The organism is Maridesulfovibrio spiralis (SeqCode), assembly GCF_048571135.1.
Lineage (GTDB): Bacteria > Desulfobacterota > Desulfovibrionia > Desulfovibrionales > Desulfovibrionaceae > Maridesulfovibrio > Maridesulfovibrio spiralis.
The window spans coordinates 1,476,532-1,495,517 of record NZ_CP182344.1 but is presented as its reverse complement, the minus strand read 5'-3'; the positions used below and the strand labels follow the sequence as shown (position 1 = coordinate 1,495,517).

General features: G+C 48.0%; 12 protein-coding genes. 7 read left to right on the top strand and 5 right to left on the bottom strand.

Translation table 11 applies throughout. The features are described 5' to 3' along the window. The first annotated feature begins 15 nt into the window (after positions 1-15). On the top strand, positions 16-840 hold the full coding sequence (locus ACNI29_RS06695) for a DUF4198 domain-containing protein (RefSeq protein WP_419781428.1): 825 nt from the start codon (positions 16-18) through the stop codon (positions 838-840). A 142-nt stretch (positions 841-982) separates the two neighbouring features. On the opposite strand, the gene serB is transcribed toward ACNI29_RS06695, so the two are convergent. Next, the gene (gene serB, locus ACNI29_RS06690) at positions 983-2,194 is read right to left on the bottom strand and encodes a phosphoserine phosphatase SerB (protein ID WP_419781427.1); all 1,212 of its coding nucleotides are present in this window, start codon (positions 2,192-2,194) and stop codon (positions 983-985) included. 163 nt (positions 2,195-2,357) lie between these two features. On the opposite strand from serB, the gene ACNI29_RS06685 reads away from it, so the two are divergent. From ACNI29_RS06685 to ACNI29_RS06665, 5 genes are all read left to right on the top strand, one after another. After that, positions 2,358-3,749, top strand: coding sequence for a sensor histidine kinase (locus ACNI29_RS06685; protein WP_419781426.1), 1,392 nt, complete (start codon positions 2,358-2,360; stop codon positions 3,747-3,749). Positions 3,750-4,115: 366 nt separating this feature from the next. Next, positions 4,116-4,802: a LexA family transcriptional regulator gene (locus ACNI29_RS06680; RefSeq protein ID WP_419781425.1), complete on the top strand. Its 687-nt coding sequence runs from the start codon at positions 4,116-4,118 to the stop codon at positions 4,800-4,802. Between the two features lie 167 nt (positions 4,803-4,969). Next, complete coding sequence (gene panB, locus ACNI29_RS06675) at positions 4,970-5,815, top strand: 3-methyl-2-oxobutanoate hydroxymethyltransferase (RefSeq protein WP_419781424.1); 846 nt, start codon at positions 4,970-4,972, stop codon at positions 5,813-5,815. 103 nt (positions 5,816-5,918) lie between these two features. Next, complete coding sequence (locus ACNI29_RS06670; protein WP_419781423.1) at positions 5,919-6,188, top strand: hypothetical protein; 270 nt, start codon at positions 5,919-5,921, stop codon at positions 6,186-6,188. A 6-nt stretch (positions 6,189-6,194) separates the two neighbouring features. Beyond that, entirely contained in the window at positions 6,195-7,154 is a 960-nt protein-coding gene (locus tag ACNI29_RS06665) for a hypothetical protein (RefSeq protein WP_419781422.1), read from the top strand. Between the two features lie 136 nt (positions 7,155-7,290). Here ACNI29_RS06665 and ACNI29_RS06660 read toward each other — a convergent pair whose 3' ends face one another. The 3 genes from ACNI29_RS06660 to ACNI29_RS06650 all read right to left on the bottom strand — a co-directional run bounded on the left by ACNI29_RS06660 (position 7,291) and on the right by ACNI29_RS06650 (position 11,326). Then, entirely contained in the window at positions 7,291-8,451 is a 1,161-nt protein-coding gene (locus tag ACNI29_RS06660; RefSeq protein WP_419781421.1) for a hypothetical protein, read from the bottom strand. A gap of 17 nt (positions 8,452-8,468) precedes the next feature. Further along, a complete protein-coding gene (locus ACNI29_RS06655; protein ID WP_419781420.1) occupies positions 8,469-9,065 on the bottom strand; it encodes a 3'-5' exonuclease in 597 nt (198 codons plus the stop codon). 659 nt (positions 9,066-9,724) lie between these two features. Continuing rightward, positions 9,725-11,326, bottom strand: a complete 1,602-nt coding sequence (locus ACNI29_RS06650) for a peptide chain release factor 3 (RefSeq protein ID WP_419781419.1) — start codon at positions 11,324-11,326, stop codon at positions 9,725-9,727. Between the two features lie 230 nt (positions 11,327-11,556). Between ACNI29_RS06650 and ACNI29_RS06645 the strand changes: the two genes are divergently transcribed. Beyond that, positions 11,557-12,531, top strand: coding sequence for an SAM-dependent methyltransferase (locus ACNI29_RS06645; protein WP_419781418.1), 975 nt, complete (start codon positions 11,557-11,559; stop codon positions 12,529-12,531). Between the two features lie 34 nt (positions 12,532-12,565). Here ACNI29_RS06645 and ACNI29_RS06640 read toward each other — a convergent pair whose 3' ends face one another. After that, positions 12,566-18,976: an AAA family ATPase gene (locus tag ACNI29_RS06640; RefSeq protein ID WP_419781417.1), complete on the bottom strand. Its 6,411-nt coding sequence runs from the start codon at positions 18,974-18,976 to the stop codon at positions 12,566-12,568. Positions 18,977-18,986 lie beyond the last annotated feature (10 nt).

Sequence of the window (18,986 nt, the reverse complement as noted above, 5' to 3'; positions counted from 1 at the left end):
ATCAGGAGAAATAAGATGAAGATGAAGGTAGTATTTCTTAATTTGTTGCTGGCTCTGGCCATGGCTGTCCCTGCTTCCGCGCATTTCCAGATGGTTTACACCCCTGAGATTGCCAAGAATAAGGGTGCTGAAACCCAGTTCAAGCTGGTATTCACCCATCCTTACGAAGCCGGACACACAATGGGTATGGGCATGCCTGAAGAGTTCTACATGCTGCACCAGAAAGGTGAAGAAGGTAAAACAAAGAAGTATGATCTCAAAAAACTGCTCAAACCCATCACCTGGACCAGCCTGACCAATTCGGGCGAAGCTTACGAAGCAACCCTGCCCAAGAAGATCGTCCGTTCCATGGGCGATTATACCATGGTTCTGGTGCCTGCTCCCTACTATGAAGGTGAAGAAGATATCTACATCCAGCAGATTACCAAGACTTACATGAACGTGGGTGGCCTGCCCGGCAACTGGGCTGCTCCTGCAGGTCTGAAAACCGAATGGGTTCCCCTTGTTAAGCCTTACGCAATGTGGACCGGTATGACCTTCAAAGCTCAGCTGTTTTCCGGCGGTAAGCCCGTTCCCAATGCTGATGTAGAGGTTGAATACATGAACCACGAACCTGACATGAAAAACAATGCTTTCAAAAAAGAAGAAAAGTCCCACGCTCCCCACGATGCTTTCGTGACCATGGGTGTTAAGACCGATGCACAGGGGTACGTAACTTTCACTGTCCCCAAAGCCGGTTGGTGGGGATTCTGCGCACTGGGTTCCGGTCCTGATAAAGAGTTCAAAGGCAAAGAACTCTCTCAGGATGCTGTAATCTGGGTTAAGGCCGTAGATATGTAGTTTGATTATTGACTAGAGTATGGAATAGCCCCCGGAGAGTAGTGGATTTTCCGGGGGCTTTTTTTTGGGTAAATATAAAGAGCTAAGCGGCGAAGACCTGATAAATATTTCTCTGGCCCCCGTAGGGTAGCCGAAGGCATTTTTAATCAGTATCTCTATCGCGTAACCCAATAAGGTAAAGGATGGAATCCAGTCCGAAATGGGAGATGGACTGGCGGGCATCCTGCTTGACTTTGGGCTTGGCGTGAAATGCAATTCCCAGTCCGGCAATGGAGAGCATGGGCAGGTCGTTCGCACCGTCGCCGACTGCAATGGACTGCTGCAGACTGATCTGTTCTTTCTCGGCGATTTTGCGTAGCAGTTCCGCTTTTTTGGCACCGTCAACAATATCGCCGATAACGCCGCCGGTCAGCTTGCCGTCTTCGATTTCCAGACGGTTGGCGTAGACATAGTCAACACCCAGCTTCTCCTGCAGCTTTTCACCGAAATAGGTGAACCCACCGGAAATGATTGCGGTCTTGTAGCCGAACTTTTTGAGGTTGGCGATGAGCCTTTCAGCACCTTCGGTGATGGGCAGTTCGCGGGCGATACCTTCCATTACGGATTCATCCAACCCTTTGAGTGTTGCAAGACGCTGGCGCAGGCTCTCTTTGAAGTCGATCTCGCCGCGCATTGCGGATTCGGTTATCTGACTAACTATTTCACCGGAGCCTGCCGCTTTGGCAAGTTCGTCGATGACTTCGGCCTGAATGAGGGTGGAGTCCATGTCAAAGGCTACCAGTCGGCGGTTGCGGCGGAAAACGTTGTCTTCCTGCAGTGCTATGTCCACCCCGTCTTCGGCTGCCATGTCAAGAAAATTGGAGCGCATGCGGTCAAGATCTTCAGGGATTCCACGGATAGAGAATTCTACGCAGGCATGGCGCGGGGCAGGTTCCCCGTTCATGGGAATCCGGCCTGACAGACGGTGGATCATGTCGATGTTCAGGCCGTTGTCGGCGATGATCTGGGAGATGCGGGAGATATGGGACCCGGTCACTTTGTCACCTACGAGAGTGACAATGTGTCGCGGTTTACCCTGTGCATTAACCCAGTCCATGTACTTGTCTGCTTCAATGGGCCGGAACTTGACGTTGACTCCCAGTTCGTACCCTTTGAACATGATGTCCTTAAGAACGGGGGCGGATTCAGCTTCGCGGGGAATTCGGATCAGGACCCCCAGCACAAGCTGGTTGTGGATTACTGATTGGCCGATATCAAGAATATCGATGCCGTAGCCCGCCAGAACTCCTGTAAGAGCAGAAGTCAGGCCGGGTTTGTCCTCGCCGGATATTTGGATGAGAATTATTTCGGGCATGGTATTTTCCCTGAATAGGTTTGGTGGTGCGGACTTTCTCATAAAATACGTTCACAGTAAATAAGTGCCGGAGAGTAAAAAATAATCTTCCTGCTTGCTCCTTTGCTGCTGGGGCCGTATGATGCATAGGAGAACCGTCTTATATTGAACCCCGGATAGATGTATGAGCAGTGAAAAGAAAAGTGCAGATGTGTCTTCATATGAGCCGGAAGGGCCGTTGGGAGAGGGCTTTCAGCTTTCTGCAGGTCCCGGTCCGGACAAAATGTTGCATATTCAGCGGCGTATTCATGAGAAAATGGAAGACTATAAGGATTACAGCTTTTCCGCAACGGAAAAGCGGGCGCTGATGATTTTCTTTGATCTCGCACAAGAGTTTGATTCTCTTGAAGATTTTTTCGCTGTCTGTTCCGCAGTCCCCAGATCTCTGTTCGATCTTGATTGCAGGCTTTACCTCGCAGTGGGGCCGGATGAATTCGTTACCGTAGGGAGGACTGAAAGTCGTGCCCCGGTATGCAGTGCGGTTCCTCTGGAAAAAGTCTTCAATGCCGGACATCTCTTTATTCCTATCCGTGGCAATCTTGAGTTGGTTGACCAGCTGCCTTTCAAACCTGCCGGGGACGTTATCGGCTGTTTTGAATTTTATAAAATGGATGAACTTTCCGATCACCAGTCTTTGTTTTTTGAAAAATTCGTTAATCGGGTCGGCTTTCAGCTGCACAGCAAGCTCTTGCGTCGCAAGGGGCAGGAACATCTGGATTTCGTGCGCAATCTTGTTAAGGATGTCGGGCATAATGTTATTGTCCCTAATATGTATTTCAAGCTTTTTTACAATCGTTTACGTGACCGCATTGAAAATATCCGCCAGTTGCGCGGGGAAGTATACAGGAAATCCGTGGACGAGGTCAGCCATGATCTTGACCTTCTTTACAATGGACTGGTGCAGCAGTTCAATGAGATTCACAGCCACTATGAACAGACAAGCCTGTTTCTGGAAACTCTTCTGCGCCGACAGCATTTTGAAGAAGGGCGCTATATTGTGGAGAAGCGGCCCTGCAATCTACTCAAGCAGATAATTGAACCGCAGCTGGAGCGTTATCGTTCGCGGTTTGAGGACCGCGGAATCCGGCTTGATATAAGTATGGGCGGTGTTCCTGATCAGGAAGTCCGCATTGTGGCTGATGTCGGCCTTATTTCACAGGTTTACGCAAATCTCTTTTCCAACGCTGTTAAGTATACCCGCGACGAGACTATGTGTGACGGAAGGCGCGACAAGTTTGCCGCTTACGGCTGGGAAGTCGTAGATGATTATTTCAGGAACGGCTGGGACGGACTGAAGCTTAATGTTTTTACCACTGGACCGCATCTTTCAGCTGAAGACCGGGATAAACTCTTCCAGCCTGGTTTTCGCAGCGACAATGTAGGTGACGAATACGGTTCTGGACATGGACTGTTTTTTGTCCGGCAGGTGGTCGAGTTACATGGTGGTCAGGTCGGGTACGAGCCGCAGGACGGTGGTAATAATTTTTATTTTATTCTCCCATTAGGCGTAAATTGATATTCTGTTAATCTATATTTAATAGATAGGTAGTTTTTTAGGTGGTGGCTATTTGCATATAATCAGGTCGACTCTTGCAGTATTCTATATAATAGTGCTGCAATACTGCGTTGTTCAATATAGGATGTAGTTGTATTTGTTTATGTGTGATGAAGAATGATTTAGAATTTATGTTTTACAGTCTACTATGTCTGCATCTTTTAGTGTATTTTTAATCTTTTGCTTGTTTATAAATTTCATGGTAGCGATGTTCTAAAGTTGCTATTGACAATCCGAATCTATGCAGAAAAACGATCTGCTATATAGGGTTATTGTATTTTGCGTGTAACGTAGGTGCTTTTATTTTTGTCTTGATAGGAGGTAAGCGTGTCAAAGTGGTTTGATGAAAGCTTGGAGAGAATCAAAAAGGCAACTGGGACAAGAACACAGGTCCAGCTCGCCGAGATTTTGAATATTCGCCAGTCCAGCATTTCTGACGCTAAGAGAAGAAGTTCTATCCCTGCTGAGTGGTTCATCAAGCTGTACAGAACACACGGCCTGAACCCGGAATGGCTTTCCGATGGTATTGAACCAGTATATCTCAAGCCGGGTAAGGGTAAAATTGCCGCTGATCAGATCCTTAGCGAAACAACTGCCCAGTATGGTCAGGTGCAGTCCCGCGGAAGAATTGTTCCTGTGTCTTCCATGGCCGGTGAAGATGCCGGAGCAGACATCTGGAAATCGCAGCAGGTTTCAGAGTTGAATATCCCCGAAACATACTACCGTTCATCTCTGGTAGTACTGAAGGCGGAAGGCTCCTCTATGGAACCCTCTGTCCGCAGGGATGCTTTTGTGGGTATTGATGATTCCCAGAAAAGGCTCATGGCTGGCGACATTTACGCAATCCATGTCCCGCATCAAGGTGTGGTTATCCGCCGGGTTTTCTTTGATCCTGAAAACTCCCGTTTCATTCTCCGCCCTGATGATCCGCAGCACCCTGAACAATATATCCCGGTTGAAAATCACGAGAGGCATGTGGTTGGACGGGTAGTCTGGGTAATGCAAGAGTTCTAAGAATATATATTTCAGACTTCTAAAGAGGTTCGGCATTTGTCGGACCTCTTTTTTTATATAATGATACATTTTTCACTAGACTTGATTTAGTTTAATCCTACCCATATCAAGTATCTGCACTGCAAGAACTTCCTTAATCAGTCTAATTCTAAATCTGTGAGGAAAGAATGAAAAAAATTACAGCCCCGGACATTACAGCTTTTAAGGGCCAGCGCAAAATATCCATGGTTACCGCTTATGACTACCCTTCCGGGCAGATTGTGGATGCTGCGGAAGTGGATATGATTCTCGTTGGCGATTCGCTGGGTATGGTTGTGCTCGGCTATGAAGATACCCTTTCCGTGACCATGGATGATATGCTGCACCATGCTGCAGCTGTTTCCCGTGGCGCCAAGCGGGCATTGATCGTCGGCGATTTGCCATTTATGTCCTACCAGCCTTCTGTGCAGATGGCGGTAGAGAACGCCGGTAAATTTCTTAGCCGTACCGGGGCAAGGGCAGTAAAGCTTGAAGGCGGATTTCCTTTTCTGGAACATGTACGGGCCATTATTGATTCCGGTGTTCCGGTGCAGGGACACATTGGCCTGACCCCGCAGCATGTGGCACGTTTTGGAGGCTTCAAAGCTCAAGGCAAAAATGCCCGCTCTGCGGCAGCCCTGGTTGACGAAGCGCTGGCTCTTGAAGCGGCAGGCTGTTTCTCTATTGTTCTTGAAGCAGTTCCCCATGAAGTTGCGCAGGAGATTACCGCCAGACTTTCCATTCCTACCATCGGTATCGGAGCCGGACCGGACACAGACGGGCAGGTGCTGGTTTACCATGACATCCTCGGCCTGTTTGACCGTTTTGTTCCTATGTTTGTTAAGAAATTTGCCCAGTTGCGCGGCGACAGCATTGATGCGGTCAAGCGTTATATCGCAGAAGTCGGCGATGGTTCATTTCCTGCGGAAGGTAATTTCAGCCGCATGGATCCTGAAGAATTTAAGCAGTTCAAGAAGCTGCTTAAATGTAAATAGAAATTCCCAAGTATAAATGAAGTTGGAGAAAGTTTTTTTCTCTGGCTCTTAAAGCCGTTCGAGTATACTTTTATTGTATCACTAACCTATTATGGAGGAAGCGATGGCTGTATCTATTTTTGACCTTGGGCTTTCCGTTGAAGCGAATTCTCTTTTCCTGTTGATCGAAGGCATGCTGGGCAGCAAGATTGATCCTGTGAAGAACTGTAAAGCTGTTGCCACAGATATTACTTATGCCGCCTGTCTTGAAAAATGGAGTGGAGAGGAAAATGATTTTCTAGTAGCGATGAAAGAACTCATTGATGCCGGGGTCCTTGCTGAAGAAGATTCCTTTTTTAAAGTTCTTGCTACTGATAATTGGAAGAAAAAGTAGGTCTGATTGTCTTTTGATATTCTCTGGAGCGGTCTTTTCTGGCCGCTGTCCCGGCTGTTGCTGTTCATCAGTCTTGGATTACTGGTCGGTAATATTGTTGAAGGTTTGCGATGGACCCGGGCGATGGGCCGGGTTGCGACTCCTTTGATTCGTGCCGGACGGCTGAAAGATATAAGCGGGGCCAGTTTTGCGCTGGCCTTTTTTTCCGGTGTTGCTGCCAACTCCATGCTTTCTGAAGCTTATGAGAAGGGCGAGATCAACGACCGGGAGTTGATCATATCTAACCTTTTTAACAGTCTGCCCACATACTTTCTGCACATGCCCACGGTATTTTTCATTGCTGCCCCGTTTATCGGTAAGGTGGCTTTTACCTATGTGGGGCTGACTCTCATTGCGGCGTTTATCCGTACCGGAGCGATTGTGCTCTGGGGACGATTCTCGTTGCCAACAGATGGAAGTTGCGGAGATGTTTCCGGGCGTCTAAAAGATCAGGAAGTAAAGTCCTTTCGGGAAGTTCTGGATAAGGCGTTTAAGCGTCTCAAACGCAGATTACCTAAGGTTTTCTACCTGACGATCCCTATTTATACCGTTTTTTTCCTGCTTCGCCATTATGGTATTTTTACCGCTTTTGAGACCTACCTCAGTGAGCACCTGACTTTTCTTGCCTGGCTTGATCCGCAGGTTTTCGGAATTATTGCTTTCAGTCTGGCCGCAGAATTTACTGCTGGTCTTGCTGCTGCCGGATCGTTGCTTGGTTCCGGGGCAATTGATCCGCGCGGAATCGTACTGGCGCTTATAATCGGTAATCTGCTTTCCACACCGGTACGTGCTTTACGGCATCAGCTTCCCTACTATGCCGGGATTTTTCGCGGTAAAATGGCTTTGAAGCTGATTGTATACAATCAGGGGTTGCGTGCTGTCAGCCTCGTGCTTGTCGGTACAGTTTATTTTCTGCTGACCATGTAGCACTGAAAATGCCGACCTACTTGATACCATTGAGTAATGGCTTAGGTATCGTTACAGGGCTTTGTTAAATATGAGAGCATAAAAAAGGGTGAAGCACAGACTTATGCTTCACCCTTTTATCTTTATTACTTAAAAACTACTGTTTAAATGTGCAGCGTGATTTGTCGCAGGAAATTGTTCCCAGTGTTTTTCCGACGGAATCCTTGAGTACGCATTTTTTATATGCATAGCCGCTGACCGCATAGTAGTCGGTCAGTAAGCGAAAAAGTTTGTGGTTTGCGGAATCTGATTTCCCGTCGAGCGCCTGCTTGCTGATTGTTGCGTAAAGTGTGGCTCCGCGATTGCTGCTTCTGCTGATCAGCTTATCGCCGGAGGCAGTTCTCAAATTGAGAAAACGCTGCAGGCCTATTTCTTTTTCTTCGTAGATATCCAGCTTTTTTGTGTACAAAGTGGAGCTGGGGTTCAGCTTTTTAAGGGCAGTGTAGCCATTGATGTTCTGCTGCACTTTGTAACCCGGCAGGGATTGTACGTGCCGCATTAGCAGTTCTTCTTCGTTGGAGTGCAGCATCTGCTGATATTCAGCAGGACAGCTGGTCTGTCTGCTGTTCAGGTCCGCATTATAGGCAATGACGCACATTTTTTTATCCGGGCGGGGGATTTCTTTAGCAACCCTGTCCATAAATTTCTGGGCGGTCTTCAGCGGAGTATTTCCAGCGACTACAAATAGATAAAAGTCTCTTTTGACCTTGAGATTCAGAATTTTTTTATCTTTGGGAAATTCTTTTACGCAGCGGGCAATGTATTCGGCCCTTGTTTTTACCAGCTCGGACCTATTGGTGTAATGTTCTACGCGAGCTTTGTAGTATTTATCTTTCGGAGCCAGCTCTGAAAGTTTCTGGTAGCCTTTCAGGTTTTCTTCGACCTGAACCGGGCTGAGCTTGTATACGTAGTCATAAAGAAGTCTGGTGATTTCATTTTTGGACAGAGCGTTTGAAGATACACTTTTGATCTGGTCAAAATTATCGTCCATGACCACCACAGCAGTACCTGAAAAGTCACACTGGCCATTTCCGCTTTTACGCAGCTTATTAATTTTAGAAACAATACTTACTGCTTTCTTGCGATTGGAATTATCCAGTATGGCAAGAAAGCCGCTTTTGTTCCGGATCACGGATTCAACGCCGGAAAGGTTTTCCAGTTCGGCTTTGAACAGCTCAGAGCAATCTTCTTGAGCAAAGGCCGGAAGAGCAGATAGTATCATGATGAACAGGGCGAAGAGAAAAAATCTGACTTTCATGGTGATCCCAAAAACGGTTAAAGGACTCCGAGGTCCTGAAATTTTAGGTAAATTTCACGGCTTACCCATGCGTCGGTTGCTGCATAAGTAATCTGCTGCGGAGTCAGTTCCTTGCGGCCCCAGTTGGAGCACTGGACGCCCTTTGAAATGCGGAATCCGAGCAGGTTTGCGGCCAGATTGCGCAGACCGTTGGTCTGCATTTCCAGTGATCTTGCCAGATCACCTAGATCTACAAAACCCCTTCCTTCGAAGGGGGAAACATCGCGCAATTCCTTAACATCATTGATAACCGCGACTCCGGTTTTGATTATATCGGCAGAAGACAGAACTTCCTTAATATAATCGGACAGGGAAATGTGATTAAGGTGCAGCAGGTAAACGCACTCTTCTGTCGCGAGCTGGATCAGGGAAGGGGGGTATGATACTCCTTTACGAAAAACAGGACGGGTCTCGGTATCAAAACCGAGAAGCTTGCAGCTGATCAGTTCATCAACGGCTGCCGGAACGTCTTCTTCCCGGTCAATGAGTTTAATCGGCCCTTCGTATTGCCTGAGGGGCATTTCGTTAATTTCGTCTTTTGTAAATTTTCTCTTATATTGTTCAGGTACTTGCATAGAATATTAAGCCCGGTAGTAATTACATTTCCTTACATGGAAACAACGAATTCCTACCGGCCCGTGATGCTTCAGGAGGGTTATGTCCTGAAAAACCACGGGCGAGCAGGATAAAAATTGTCACATCTGAATATTAGGCAAACAAGCCTTCGTCAACCCCAGACAGCTTATAAAGCACCATCTGCTTCGTTCTGCGTCCAAACTCTGAAACTTGTGTATGTCTGGATACACGTCGTTCCAGCGTTTGGCCTTGAGCCTTGCAGCTGGCACTTTCTAAGCTGTCTGTAAAATTCTGCGTCCAAACTCTGAAACTCGTGTATGTCTGGATACACGTCGTTCCAGCGTTTGGCCTTGAGCCTTGCAGCTGGCACTTTCTAAGCTGTCTGTAAAATTCTGCGTCCAAACTCTGAAACTCGTGTATGTCTGGATACACGTCGTTCCAGCGTTTGGCCTTGAGCCTTGCAGCTGGCACTTTCTAAGCTGTCTGTAAAATTCTGCGTCCAAACTCTGAAACTTGTGTACGTCTGGATACGCAAGTGGGCGAAAGCTTACTAGGGATTCCAAAGGGGCTTAGTCCCTTTGGTCTCCCTGAAAGGGCCCTCGGAGAGTCGCCGAAGGCATCTTAAATTCTTAAAAGCGCAAAGCGCATCAAATTAATTCTATTGATGTTCGCGGGTCTTGTTGAAATTGATCTTGGGCCATTCCTCTTCAGCCTGCTGAAGACGCCACTGGCTGGGTGCGAGGAAAGTCAGGTTATCATCGCCGTCAAGGGCTACGAAGCGGGGGTAGCGCTTCTTGATTCCGTCGATCTCTTTCTGATCATCACTGCTGATCCAGCGGGCGGTATGGTATTCCACTGGTTCGTAGAGAGCGGCAACACTGTACTCGTCCTTAAGGCGGGACATGATTACATCAAACTGGAGCAGTCCGACCGCACCGAGAATCTTGTCATTGTTCCCAAGCGGCTTGAAGAGCTGTACTGCGCCTTCTTCGGCCAGCTGATGCAGGCCTTTGTCGAGCTGTTTGCTTTTAAGCGGATCCTTGAGGATTACGCGGCGGAAATGTTCGGGAGCAAAGTTGGGAATCCCGGTGAATTTAAGTTCTTCTTTGGTTCCGGTGAAGGTATCACCGATTTTGATGGTCCCGTGGTTGTGAACGCCGATGATGTCTCCGGGATATGCTTCTTCGACCCCTGTACGGTCCTGAGCCATGAAGATGGTCGCGTTGGCAATCTGTACTTCCTTGCCGATGCGGTGGTGGCGGACCTTCATGCCGCGCTGGAATTTACCGGAACAGATACGCATAAAAGCGATGCGGTCACGGTGTGCGGGGTCCATGTTGGCCTGAATCTTAAAGGCCACAGCGGAAAAATCTGGTTCAAAGGGAGACACTTCGCGGGTGGTGGTCGCACGCGGCTTGGGATGCGGGGCCAGCTCTACAAAGGAGTCGAGCATTTCCTGTACCCCGAAGTTGTTGATGGCGCTGCCGAAAAAGACCGGGGTCTGCTTACCAGCAAGGTAGCGTTCCTTGTCAAAAGGATAGCCCGCACCTTCGAGCAGTTCCAGTTCTTCGCGCAGCTGGTCGGCCTGATCGCCGAGCAGTTCATCAAGGCGGGAATCGGAAAGATCTTTGATAACCTCACCTTTCTGGATACCACCACCGTGGATGGCGGAGAAAAGGTGAAGTTCGCCTTTGTGGATGTTGTAGGTTCCCTTGAAATCGGAACCCATACCTACGGGCCAGCTCAAGGGGGCACATTCGATTTGCAGGGTATCTTCAATATCCTGCAGGAGGTCGAAAGGATCGATACCTTCGCGGTCCATTTTGTTGATGAAAGTGATGATAGGAGTATCGCGCATGCGGCAGACTTCCATCAGCTTCTTGGTCTGAACCTCAACACCCTTGGCACAGTCGATAACCATGAGTGCAGAGTCTACTGCGGTGAGTACGCGGTAGGTATCTTCGGAAAAGTCTTGGTGACCGGGGGTGTCCAGAAGGTTGACCTCGTAATCGTGGTAGTTGAATTTCATAACCGATGTGGTTACGGAGATGCCACGTTCCTGTTCCATTGCCATCCAGTCGGAAGTGGCATGGCGGTTGGCTTTGCGGGATTTAACCGTTCCGGCCATCTGGATAGCTCCACCGTAGAGGAGCAGTTTTTCGGTCAGGGTGGTTTTACCGGCATCAGGGTGACTGATGATGCCGAAAGTCCTGCGGCGTTCAACTTCCTTTTTAATCTTGGAATCTACATTCTGGGACATGATATATTACCTGCGTGTTGCTATTTTGATCGTGGCGGTGAACTCTGGTAAAGGGGGTTTGCCCATTATTATAAGATGCGTTCACCGTAAGTGCTGGGTTGTCCGTATCAGGATTAGCGCAAAGGTCAAGTAATACATTCATGACTCCGGCTGCAATTGAGTGGTCATAGGCTGCAAAAAGCGTTATATTTGAATCCGGTCAGCAGTATAAAAAAAGGCAGGTGTGGATAGTGATTAAAAAAGCAAGTTTGCGTTTATTGCATCGTCCGGCAATGGAAGACACTATTTTAGCGGAAAAAAATTATCGCCGAACTTCTCTGATTGAAGACCTTGCGGAAGCAGGGAATCCTGCGGTGCAGCTGGACGGTCCGTTGTTGCTGAATATATTGGTCAAATATTTCTATACTTATGTTTATCCGGGATCACATGAACAGATTTTGGAATTAAAAGAAGTTTCCCTGCTCTTTGATCAGTTTGTACATCGCAGACTGGGCAGTGATGTGCTGGAAAATTGTCTGGAACTGCGCAAAAAGCTGCTTTCATATGGATTTGCATTGTGCATGCTGGCCGATCTGCCTAAAACAATACATATTTTTAAAGCCATTGCTGAATCAAAACCAAAGCTTCATGGAGAACCCTTCACCGGTCTGGATATCGGTTCGGGAACAGGTGTCCTGATGCTGGCGATGGACGTCCAAGCCCGGCGCAATGGATTTGGAATTTCCGCATTGGTCGGTATTGAGCGCAATCAGATAGTTGCTGAAAGAACCAACGAAGTCTTGGGGCATCTAGGCTTGGGTAATGTCTTGGTTGCCGATGCCAAAAAAGTGGATAGCTACGGCTTTCTGGAAGGACGCAAGCTGCATTTCATCTGCAATGAAACCCTGCCAAGCAGCGGCCGAAGCCTCTGGAAAGAAGATTTTATTTTTATATGTAAGACTTTGTTTGACGGTTTACAGGAGCAGACAATAGAAGCCGGTTTCTTTCCCGAAGCTGTGCAGGTGGGACGTACACCGGATGAGATGTTGACAGTGCTGGATAGTTCTACCGGATTTCAGTTGGAGAACGAACAATATCCTTTAAGGCTCATGAAGCCTTTCGCTATCAGCCTTTCCGGTGTAATGACCGGGCTGGCCCAGATCGGGAAGGATTATGAGCGATTGATACAGCCCAGCTGGCGGAATGTCCTGACCAGCAGGTGGTAATCGTTGCTTATTTCCGGATCCTGCAGAAAACAGCCTAGTTTTCCTGTTTCAGGAATTCTTCCAGGGTGCGTAGCAGTTTCTTCTTTTTAACCGGTTTGGCCATATGTGCGGTGCATCCGGAAGCCAGTGCCCTTTGTTCATCATCCTGAAAGGCATTTGCGGTCAGGGCCATGATCGGTGTCGGGGGAAGCTCATTCTCAGCTTCAAATTCCCTGATGGCTTTTGTGGCTTCATACCCGTCCATGATTGGCATCTGGATATCCATAAGCACAATTCCGAATTTTCCTTCTTTGAATTTTTCGTATCCTTCCTGACCATTCTCAGCGTATGAAATTTGATATGGTGTATCTTTCAGGAACAGGCCGATAACCATGCGGTTATCTTCGGAGTCTTCTACCAGTAAAATATTGTACTGCTCTAAGGGAGCAGAATTCTGATGGCTAGGGTCTTCGATCTGGCTACTATCTGGTTCAGCAGTTGTCTCATGGACGTTTGAACTGTTCTCAGGTGTATTTTCGTAAATACATGCATAACGCAGATCCTCCACAATGGCTTGTGGATGGACCGGACGGTGCACATATGTCGCTCCAAGTTGCTTCGCCCGGGCGGTGGCTCTGGGCTGTGGTTTGGCTTCCATTATCATCATTAATTTCCAGTTGAGACATGGACCGTGTTTCAGTTTTTTCAGTACTTCAAAACGGTCGTCATCTCCGGCAGGTCGACCCACCAGAAGAATACTCTGCTCATAAGAAGAAAGTGAAATTTCAGCAGCAAAAGCTGATGAATCACTGAGGTTTTCAGCTTTGAAGACTGTTGCTCCCAAGTCTTCCAGACTGCGACTCAGGAAGTCCCGGCAGATAGAGTCCCGGTCTATCAGCAAAAAGGCTATGTTCTTCAGCGGTGGGGAGAACTCCGGCTGCATGGGATATGTCGCGCTGATGGTAAAGGCAAATGTTGACCCTTCGCCTTTGGTGCTGGAAACAAAGATTCCACCCTGCATACTCACTACCATGCGGGTACAGATTGAAAGGCCCAAGCCGGTTCCGCCGAAGTTTCTGGTGGTGGATGAGTCGGCCTGTGAAAAGGTGTCGAATATTGAATTCATCTTTTCTTCCGGTATGCCGACTCCGGTGTCTTTAATCAGAATGCGCAGATAGCCTTTCTCGGTTATGCCCGCTTCAAAAGTGATTACTCCGTTTTCGGTGAATTTCAGGGCGTTGCCTACCAGATTGACAATAATCTGCCGTATGCGGGTTGGGTCGCCGGTGATGATCCGGGGAACATCCGGCGCGATGTACCAGCAGAAAGCAATGCTCTTAATCTGGGCTCTGAGTGCGAAGATAGAGCCGATTTCTTCAAAGAGCTCCTCAAGGTTGAAATCTATCTCCTCAAGAGTGATCTGTCCGGCTTCGATTTTCGAGAGATCAAGGATGTCGTTAATGAGTAGAAGCAGATTCTCACCTGCATTTCTGAAAATTTTTACATAGTTACGTTGGATCTTGCTCAGGCGGGATTCCCAAAGTAAGTCTGCCATGCCCAGAATTGCATTCATGGGGGTCCTGATTTCATGGGACATGCTGGCCAGAAAATTACTCTTGGCAGCATTCGCTGCGTCAGCAGCCACTTTCGCTTTTTCAAATTCCTGAGCCTGTCTTTTTTCCGTTATATCCTCAAGCACGCCTTCAAGGCAGTTCTGTTTGCTGCTGTCCATTTCAATGGAAGCTGTCATGTTTACCCAGATGGGGGTTCCGTCTTTGCGGCGCATCTGTATTTCACGGTCACGGACAATGCCGCCTTCGAACAGTTCCTTGGCAATTGTCTGGTGGAGTTCCGGCTTAACATAGAGGCTTCTGATTTGTGTTTTCCTGATTTCATTCCAGTTTCGGTATCCGAACATTTCAGCCAGTGCACGGTTAGCCTTTAGCAGCATCCCGTCCACATCGACTTCTGCCCTGAATACCCCGACGTTGATGCTTTCAAGCAGGGTTCGGTGTTGTGTTTCAGAATCACGCAGGTCAGAATAGAGCCGCGCATTCTGGATTGAAATTGCAGCCTGTGAACAGAGCAGATTCAGGACTTCTAGACGGTCATCGGTGAAAACCCCCGGACTGAGGTTGTTCTCAAGGTACAGAACACCGCGCATTATCTGCTGGTTGATGACCGGCATAGCCAGAATTGATTTGGGCTTGGTTCTGATTATGTAACTGTCGATGGAGAACGGCCCCTGCGCCCCGGCATCGCGCAGCACAATGTTGTCCTTCGAACGGAGAACGTAGTTAACAATGCTGCGGCAATATAATTCCTGATTCGGGTCCGGGTTTGGCTGGGTGGTGATGCCGTGTTCTGATACAAAGGCATGGGCGGTCAGTTCCAGTTTATTCTTGTTATTCAGGAGCAGGGTAGCCTTTTGCGCTCCAGCGTTTTCAATGACGATACGCATGAGCTTATCCAGCAGTCTGTTCAGAACTATTTCTCCTGAAATAGCCTGTGAAGCCTTGATTACCGCCGAGATATCAAGGGGGCTGTTGTCTTTATCTCCTGCATGGTCATTATAGTTGAAATTGCCGGAACTGTCGCATAATTGCGGATATTCATTGAGGAGTCGTTGTACTTTGGCAGATGCCCCCCATTCCCGGTAGTAGTGGCAGGCCTCGGATAATAGGGCAATAGCCGAATGGGGACCGCCGATGGAGGAATGAAATCTACCGGCCAGCTCACAGGCCAGTCCGCTGAAATTATTGTGTCCGGCTGTGGAGCAGAGTTCAATGGCCTTTTCATAAAGAGCCATGGCAGAGCTGTTTTTCTTTTTTATCCGGGCATACTCGGCACTTCCAATCAGGTAAAGATGACTGAAATTATCAGGACAGTTTTTCTCCCATTTTTTAAGGCGAGAAAGGGAATGTCTGATGCGTCTAAGATATAAATTTTGGGTTTTTGTATTTGACGAATCAAAGAGGGCAGTCATGTTTATTATGCTAAAAAAATGGAATATTGCAATGTAGTACATGCCGAAAAGAGCATCCTCAATCTTATCGTAGAGCATGTTGATATGTTTAATGGCCTTGGAGTGGTAACCGAAGAATGAAAGTGCGATCAGTTTGGAAAGCGAAGTCCAGTGTTCAAGTACTTCGGAGCCGCTGCTTTTGGCACTGCTGAGCAGTGTTTTTTCCCTGAATCCGGAATCGTCCAGATGGCCGGGGGTGTAGGTTTTGCCCTGCATGCTTTTACATAGCTGCAAGGTCAGGTTGATGGCCCCGGAACTCATGGTATTCTGGTTTTTATGGATAAAGTTCAAATATCGGTCCGCAAGGCTGTATACTTCTGAGAGGTGCTGTCCCTGCAGGAATTTCAGTTGAACTGCAATATATCCGGCATAACGGGCGTAGGTGTTATCACCGTTCATCAGTCCGCAATTGAAAGCTTTGTCGAGGGTGCTGATGTTTTCCTGAAGCGGCACATGCCAGTGGTCGTGCATTCCCCCACGGAGCATGTTTATTTTAGCTTCCAGTTCCGGGGTTCCGAATCTTTTGTTCAAATCCACAGCAAGTTTGGTGAATTTTTTTGAGTTTTTGAAATCAAAATTTCGTGAAGCCAGAAGTACGGCATAAAACATATAGCAGAATGGCGAGAATGCTGCGTTGCCGTGCTTGATCGAAAAACGAATCATCCTGAGGATGATGTAGACCGCCAGCTTTTTGTTATACATGTATGCCGGAGCAATGATCTGCATCAGCAGATGGATTATTTCCAGATGTTCTTCGGACTTCATCTCAGGGAGGTGGTACAGGGTGCTGATATCCCGTGTGCCGAGGGCGGCTTTTGTCTTCAGTATTTCAGAACCGAGGGCAATTTTACCGGGATGTTCAGGCAGTTGTACATTGTATTGCGTCAAGGTTTGCAGACCGATTCTTACAGCCTCATGGTATCTGCTCTGGTCAGAGTACAATTGAATTCTGGATAGCTGGGCTTTAGTGGTGTCTTTGCGTTCTTTTGAATGCTCCAGCAGTTTTTGGAAAACATTTTCAGACTGCTTGATTGATTTGCTCAGAAATTCACATTCGTACCAGTCCAGATGTAGATCAAAACATTCCCTGTAACGTGAATTCCAGCCTTCCGGTCCCAGCAATCTTGCAGCTGTGGAGAAGTAGCCTGCGGCCATTTCAAAGGCTGAGCTTCTTTTGGCTTTGCTGCCTGCTTTAATGAAAAATGACGAGATTTCTTTTTTCTCGTGTGGATCTTTAATAGCACTGATGCACATGCCGTACTGGGCGGCAATCTCAAATGTCGCTTCTTCCAGTTCCATGGGAGAGCATATATCGCGAATGGCCTGACCTATTGACATATGCAGATTTGTTTTTTCCTCTGCATTAAGCATGGAATAGGCCGCCTTCTGCACCCGATCATGCATGAAAGAAAGATAGTGCGGCCCGGATTGTGACTCGGGGTCTATGTTCAGGGCTGTGGAGCCTTCATCGGAAACAATTAATCCTTCCTGCAGGGCCAGTCCCAGATAATCTATAACGATCTCGTGCGGCAGATCCTGAATTTCCAGCAGAATGCGCAGGTCAAATTTACATCCTATTCCTGAGGCTGTTTTTAGAACATCCTGCCCTTCACGGGGCTGGGTAAGGATTTTTTCAGCCATCAGCTCAACCAGATTGCCGTCCATGGAAATATCCCGGATGGCCTGCAGATCCCATTCCCAGCGGGCTTTGGAGCTGTTGAATTTGATCAGGTCCGCCCGGTACATATTGAGCAGGTATTCGCGGACAAAGAGGGGGTTACCGCCTGTGCGGTTGTAGATCATTCGCGCCAGTTCTTCAGTGCGCTTGCGTTCGCTGCGCAGGGTCCTGCTTATAAATCCATGCACATGGTGCATTTTCAATCTGTCCAGAGTGATGGTGTGCGCCCGAGGATTGAGTTCCACAATCTCGTTGATGCGTTCTTGTATGGCGTCATTCATCGGCTGGTTGGTTCTGAAAGCGCAGATGAGCATCAGATGGGAGGTTTCCTGATCTTCCAGCAGACGCTTAAGCAGTTGTATGGTGGATAGATCTCCCCATTGCAAATCGTCCAGAAAGAGAACCAGCGGCTTATCGATGCTCGGGAAAACCTTGATGAAGTTTTTGAAAGCAAGGTTGAATCTGTTTCTGGATTCCGTGGAATTCAGTTCTGCCGGAGGTTCCTGTTCTCCTATGAGCAGTTCCAGTTCCGGCAGCACTTCAGTTATCAGGCTGGCATTTTGTTCCAGTACACTGGTGATTCTTTTCTTCCATGCATTGATTACCGGGGCCGGGCTGGACAGGCGTTTGCGTAGAAGGTCCTGAAAAGCCTGAATCAGAGCGCTGTATGGGCGATTGCGCCTGAACTGGTCGAATTTTCCGGAGATAAATTCCCCGTTCTCTTTGTAGACATGCTTGCTGAAGGACTGCACCAGTGTGCTTTTGCCGTTCCCGGTCTCTCCACGGATAAAGACAACTTCACAGCTGCCCAGCATTACCTTGCTGAAGGTATCCTTAAGTATCTGTTTTTCCGCTTTTCTGCCGAACTGTTTTTGGGACAGGGTGAAAATCTCTGAAATATCCTGATATCCGGGCGTGAAATCATTGATGGAACTACCTTCGTTGATGATTTGTAGACACGATTTAAGATCGTGCTTGATACCGTGTGCGGACTGGTATCTGTCTCCCGGGTTCTTTGAGAGCAGTTTTATGATCACCTCAGACAACGGGGTCGGAATTTCAGGATTAAGGCTTTGCGGGGTCGGGGGTTCTTTGGCCAGATGGCAGTGAATCAGCTCAAGGTCGTCTTCTGCAGTAAAGGGTTTGCGTCCGGTGAAAAGTTCAAACAATGTCACACCCATTGAGTAGAAATCAGAGCGGCGGTCCAGTTTTGCGCTCACTCTGCCGCTTTGTTCCGGGGAAATGTAGGAAATATTGTCTGTGGAAATCAGCTCCGCCGAGTTCTGGGTGAAGGAGTCGGTTATCCGGGAACTGTTTTGCAGGTTGGTCAGTAGTGCTTCCCTAAGATCCGGTGTTACGGCAACACTGTCCGGGCGGATATTCCGGTGCAGGAAACCCTTGGTATGGATATGGTTGATAGAGCTGATAAGGTGAATAGCGATCTGCAGTTTCTGGCGCAGATCCATATCGGACTGGGAGATCATGGAGCTGAGCAGGTTGTATCCTTTATCTTCCATGATCAGGGCTAGAGAATTGTTGGTGCGTTGCAGGGTCACAGCCTGAATTATGGCTGTGTTACCGATTTCCTGCGTGGTGGCATATTCATTTTTTAAACCTGCCAGCAGTCGTGGAGCAGGCGGTTCTGAGGTGGGGAACTTAATGAGCACGGGAAAGTCGTCATATCCCCTGACCGCCCTGCACAGGGTTGTGTCATTCCCTTTGAAAAGGGTGGAAATATTATCATATCCGGCAAGAGTGATCATCGTTTGAGGG